This is a genomic window from Methanobrevibacter sp. 87.7 (assembly GCF_002208625.1).
In the GTDB taxonomy this organism is placed as follows: Archaea; Methanobacteriota; Methanobacteria; order Methanobacteriales; family Methanobacteriaceae; genus Methanarmilla.
In genome coordinates this window covers 1-4,188 of record NZ_MRCT01000148.1, presented here as the reverse complement: position 1 = coordinate 4,188, position 4,188 = coordinate 1, and the positions used below count along the sequence as shown (strand labels likewise).

Annotated in this window: 6 protein-coding genes; 2 read left to right on the top strand and 4 right to left on the bottom strand. The window is 22.4% G+C overall.

Annotated features, from left to right (window positions below; genetic code table 11):
* Positions 1 to 145: 145 nt before the first annotated feature.
* Both BGI41_RS06890 and BGI41_RS06885 read left to right on the top strand, forming a co-directional pair.
* The gene (locus BGI41_RS06890) at positions 146 to 997 is read left to right on the top strand and encodes a tRNA(His) guanylyltransferase Thg1 family protein (RefSeq protein ID WP_233126341.1); all 852 of its coding nucleotides are present in this window, start codon (positions 146 to 148) and stop codon (positions 995 to 997) included.
* Between the two features lie 31 nt (positions 998 to 1,028).
* Entirely contained in the window at positions 1,029 to 1,802 is a 774-nt protein-coding gene (locus BGI41_RS06885) for a Mov34/MPN/PAD-1 family protein (protein ID WP_088539821.1), read from the top strand.
* Between the two features lies 1 nt (position 1,803).
* Here the strand turns inward: BGI41_RS06885 and BGI41_RS06880 are convergent, their stop codons facing one another.
* Genes BGI41_RS06880 through BGI41_RS06865 form a run of 4 tightly spaced genes read right to left on the bottom strand, consistent with a single transcriptional unit; the run spans position 1,804 to position 3,853 of the window.
* Positions 1,804 to 2,610 carry a 4Fe-4S binding protein gene (locus BGI41_RS06880; RefSeq protein ID WP_088539819.1) on the bottom strand — a complete coding sequence of 269 codons (807 nt, stop codon included), beginning with the start codon at positions 2,608 to 2,610 and terminating at the stop codon, positions 1,804 to 1,806.
* A gap of 40 nt (positions 2,611 to 2,650) precedes the next feature.
* The gene (locus BGI41_RS06875; protein ID WP_088539817.1) at positions 2,651 to 3,058 is read right to left on the bottom strand and encodes a hypothetical protein; all 408 of its coding nucleotides are present in this window, start codon (positions 3,056 to 3,058) and stop codon (positions 2,651 to 2,653) included.
* Position 3,059: 1 nt separating this feature from the next.
* Positions 3,060 to 3,464: a putative zinc-binding protein gene (locus BGI41_RS06870; RefSeq protein ID WP_088539815.1), complete on the bottom strand. Its 405-nt coding sequence runs from the start codon at positions 3,462 to 3,464 to the stop codon at positions 3,060 to 3,062.
* Between the two features lie 5 nt (positions 3,465 to 3,469).
* Positions 3,470 to 3,853, bottom strand: coding sequence for a metalloregulator ArsR/SmtB family transcription factor (locus BGI41_RS06865; RefSeq protein ID WP_088539813.1), 384 nt, complete (start codon positions 3,851 to 3,853; stop codon positions 3,470 to 3,472).
* Positions 3,854 to 4,188 lie beyond the last annotated feature (335 nt).

Genomic DNA, 4,188 nt, shown 5'->3' with positions numbered 1-4,188 from the left:
AATTATATACAATACAAATTTTTTTAATTTATTTTTATAATTTAAATTTATTAAAAAATTTTAATAGATATTTAAATTTTTAGTTAATTCTTTGATTAAAAGTATTTTATAAAAATTCATTTATTACTTATAAAGGTGTAAGAAAATGTCTAATAATTCTATGAAAGATTTCGAAATTTATTCTAATTTAAAAGTTTCACAAGCAAATAAAATCATTATTCGTTTAGATGGACGTAATTTCCATAGTTTATCTAGTGATTTAAATTTTAATAAACCTTATGATTCAAGTTTTGCAAAAGCTATGTCTGATGTATGTACTGATATTATGAAGGAATTTTCTCCAGCATTTATATATAGTTTTTCTGATGAAATTAATATTTTACTTAATGATATTCCATTTAATGGTAGAGTTGAAAAATTAGACTCTGTTTTTGCAAGTTTTGCATCAGGTTCATTAACTTCAAGATTATTAAATGAATTTCCTATTGATAATGAAAAATTATTTAATAAAGAAGAATATGAAGAAGAATATGAACGTTTTAAAAAAGTTTTAGGTGTTTCTACTAAAGAAAATAATGATTCTTTGACTTTTAGAAAACCAATATCTTTTGATTCTCGTATTATACCATTAAGTGATGATGAAATTTCTGATTATTTTAAATGGAGACAAGATGAATCTTGGAGAAATTGTATTAATGGTTATGGTATATGGTCTTTAAAAAGAAAATATCCTGCTGATGTTGCAGCATCTAAATTATTTGGTTTAGATATGTCTGATATTAAAGATTTATTAGCAGAAGAAGGTATTAATTTTGATGAAATTGATACTTGGCAGAAAAGAGGTTTTGCAGTTTATAAAAATATACATCATGTAAAACAATATAATAAAAAAATTGATGCTGAAGAGCTTGTTGTTAAAAAGTATTTATATAGAGATTTTAATCTTCCAAAATTTGATAGAAAATTTTTTGTTGAAAAAGAGTTAATTGGAAATTAAATTTTAATTATTTAGTAAAAGAGGTATAATTTTGAGTTTTTTTTCAAAAATATTTGGTTCTAAAGATAATTCCTTTGATAAAATATGTGTTGATAAAGAGGTACTTGAATCTGTTGTTTATTATGCAAAAGAGGCATATCCACATGAATTTTTATCAATGTTTGATGGTACTATCAAAAACCATATATTATATATTACTGGTTTAATATTTATCCCAGGTGAAACATCAGATACTGGTGCAGTTCTTCATTATGATCAAATTCCACCTAATACTAAATATTATGGTACTGTTCATTCTCATCCAGGACCTAGTGCTGAGCCTTCTGATGCAGATTTAATGACATTTTCTAAAAGAGGTGTTTTCCATATGATTGTAAGATTACCTTATAGCCTTCAAACTTTTAAAGCATATGATTCTAATGGTAATCCTATTGATTATACGGTTGGTGATTACAGTGATATTATTAAGGAAGACTTTAATTTTGATGAATTCTTTGATGAGGAAGATGTTTTAGATGATGATGAAACTTTTTCTGATGAGACAGAAAAGTTTTTAGATGATATTGATGATAAACCACGTAATTATGATGATTTTAATGATTTATATGATGAAACGGGTTATATTCCTTCTCCTGTAGGTCCATCAATGAATAATCCTATTGTTATTGGTCCTGAAGATTTAGATGAAAATAATTCTGTTGTGATTGATGCAAAAGATGCACAAAGAGGTATTTCTATAAATCTTGAACCAGGAATGCCAATACCAAAAATTATTATAAAAAATATGAGAAATGATGAAGATTAATTTATTTATTTTGTTTTTTTAATTTTTTCTCCATTTTCTCATTATATTTTATAAATTTTCTTTTTATATTATCGTATCCTTTTTTATAAAAAGGACATGCATTTATACAATAAGTACAACCTTCATTACAACCTTTACATTTTTTGCGATTAAAAGTATCTTCAGTTAATGCATTATATTCACATGCTTTTGCACATTTATTACAACGTTTACAATATTCTTTAATCCAAGAATAATCTTCTTTTACTTCTTTATTCGGTAGATCCATACTTGTTAGTATTACTGAAAATTTTACTTTTGGACCTAATTCTGGTCTTATGAGAAGCCCACTTCCACCAATTCCTCCTAAATTTGCTTTAGCTGCTATTTTTGAAAAATTTATAAATTCATCATATTCTGGATGTATTGTTTCTGTATCTACATTATTTTTTCTTAAGAAATCTGAAAGTGCATATGTTTTATTAGCAAGTTCTTCATAAAAATTATCACTATATAATTTAGCTAAATCTCCAGGTTCAGTTTCCATTAATCTGTCTGGTATTTCATGAACAAGGATAATTGCATTGTCATATTCTAATTTTGTATTATTTAAAATTACATCAGGACTTACTTTAGTAAAACCAATATTTATAAAACCATATTCTTTTGATAATTCTATAAATTTTTTCATGATATTTTCATTATATTTATAAATTATTTTTTCTGGTTTACTTACTTTTGATGTATCATAGTCTACTTTAACATTGAATTTTTTACTTTTAATTATATTTTTAAATTCATCATTCTCCTCTTTTGATTTTATTATCATTTTATTCTCCTTTTAATATTATATAGTTTTAAATTTACTATTAACAACAACAGCAAGAAGATGATGCAGTATTATTTATATTTATACCAATTCTTGATAAAAATGCTTCATATCCTTCTTTAATAAGTTTTTTAACACCTGCTAAATCATATATTTTAATTTCATTTTTGTTTGTTAGTTCTAAGAATTTACTAAAGTTTTTATCATTTAATATTTTTTCAACATCTTCTTCTTTAATTTCAAATAATATATCTGCAGTTTTTTCATCTACTTCTTTAACATTAGTAAGTAATGATACATTAATTTCATTTTGACCTTTTTTAAGGATTATAAGCTCATTTTCATTTGTATCTATTAAAAATGCTATTTTTCTGTTTAAATTTATTCCAGTAAATAAAAATTTTGAATCATTTGCCCATTTATTCCATTTTTCAATATTAATTTCCATATTAATTTCCACCTATTTCATTTGCTTTTTTTATTAATATTTTTTTAATATAATTTACTGCAATTTCTTCTCTTTTTCCACATCTTGCAGGATTAATTGGTCTTACTTTACAATTTTCAAGTTCTTTGTTGACGTTAATTGATTTATTAACTTTAATATTCTTATCTTTTAATATCTTATTTACACATGAATTTTCACATCCATTTACAGCTATTATGGGGTATTTATTTATAATTTTTTTAATTGATTTATTTGATTCTGCTGCAGTAGATGGTATGCATATGTGTATAATATTATCCAACTCTTTTTGAGTATCGTATACTGCAATTCTACTTACAAGTCCGTTTGCACTCATTCCAGTACAAGCTGCAAGTGCTATTTTTTCATTATTTTCTTTAATTATCATAATATTTACTCTTCTTTTGTAATTTTAAAGGATGAGAAATTATAAACTGTTTTTTTATCAAATATTATATTTAATCCATTTATTATTCCTGGATTTTTAAGAGAATAGTAAATCCATTGTCCTTTTTTTGTCCAATTAACTATTTTTGCTTTTTTTAGAATATTTAAATGGTGTGATATAGTAGACTGTGATTTATTAAGTGTTTCAAGTATTTGACATACACAAAGTTCATTTGTTTCAGATAAGATGTATACTATTTTTAATCTTGTTGGATCTGCTAATGCTTTTATAATTTCTGCTTCATTTTCTATTTCATCATCTTTTGGTATTTTTTCTAAAATTGGATTTAGATTTATTTTATTACAATCTTCATCATTACATGTTTTCATACTAAATACTTATATTTTGATATATTTAAATATATCGAATTACTATTTTAAAATTTTATTAATTTTATTTATATATCTATTTAAAGTTTAAAATTAGTTATTTATTTTATGTTTTTATTAAAATTATGTTATTTTTTATTTTAAGTTTTTAAATTTTTTATTAAATAGAATAATTAGTTATTTTTTTCTTTATGATTATTTTATATTTATTTTAATCTATTTTTTAAAAATTAATTGTTTTTATTACTTTTTTATTAAGTCTATTTATTACTTTTATATAATTTAGTATTAATTAGAATTTTTATATTTTTTATTATTTTTTTTTTAATTTAGTA

Excerpts from the sequence above, each read along its gene's own strand:
- BGI41_RS06875 (WP_088539817.1), bottom strand. The coding sequence starts at position 3,058 with ATGGAAATTAATATTGAAAAATGGAATAAATGGGCAAATGATTCAAAA.
- BGI41_RS06880 (WP_088539819.1), bottom strand. The coding sequence starts at position 2,610 with ATGATAATAAAATCAAAAGAGGAGAATGATGAATTTAAAAATATAATT.
- BGI41_RS06870 (WP_088539815.1), bottom strand. The coding sequence starts at position 3,464 with ATGATAATTAAAGAAAATAATGAAAAAATAGCACTTGCAGCTTGTACT.
- BGI41_RS06865 (WP_088539813.1), bottom strand. The coding sequence starts at position 3,853 with ATGAAAACATGTAATGATGAAGATTGTAATAAAATAAATCTAAATCCA.
- BGI41_RS06890 (WP_233126341.1), top strand. The coding sequence starts at position 146 with ATGTCTAATAATTCTATGAAAGATTTCGAAATTTATTCTAATTTAAAA.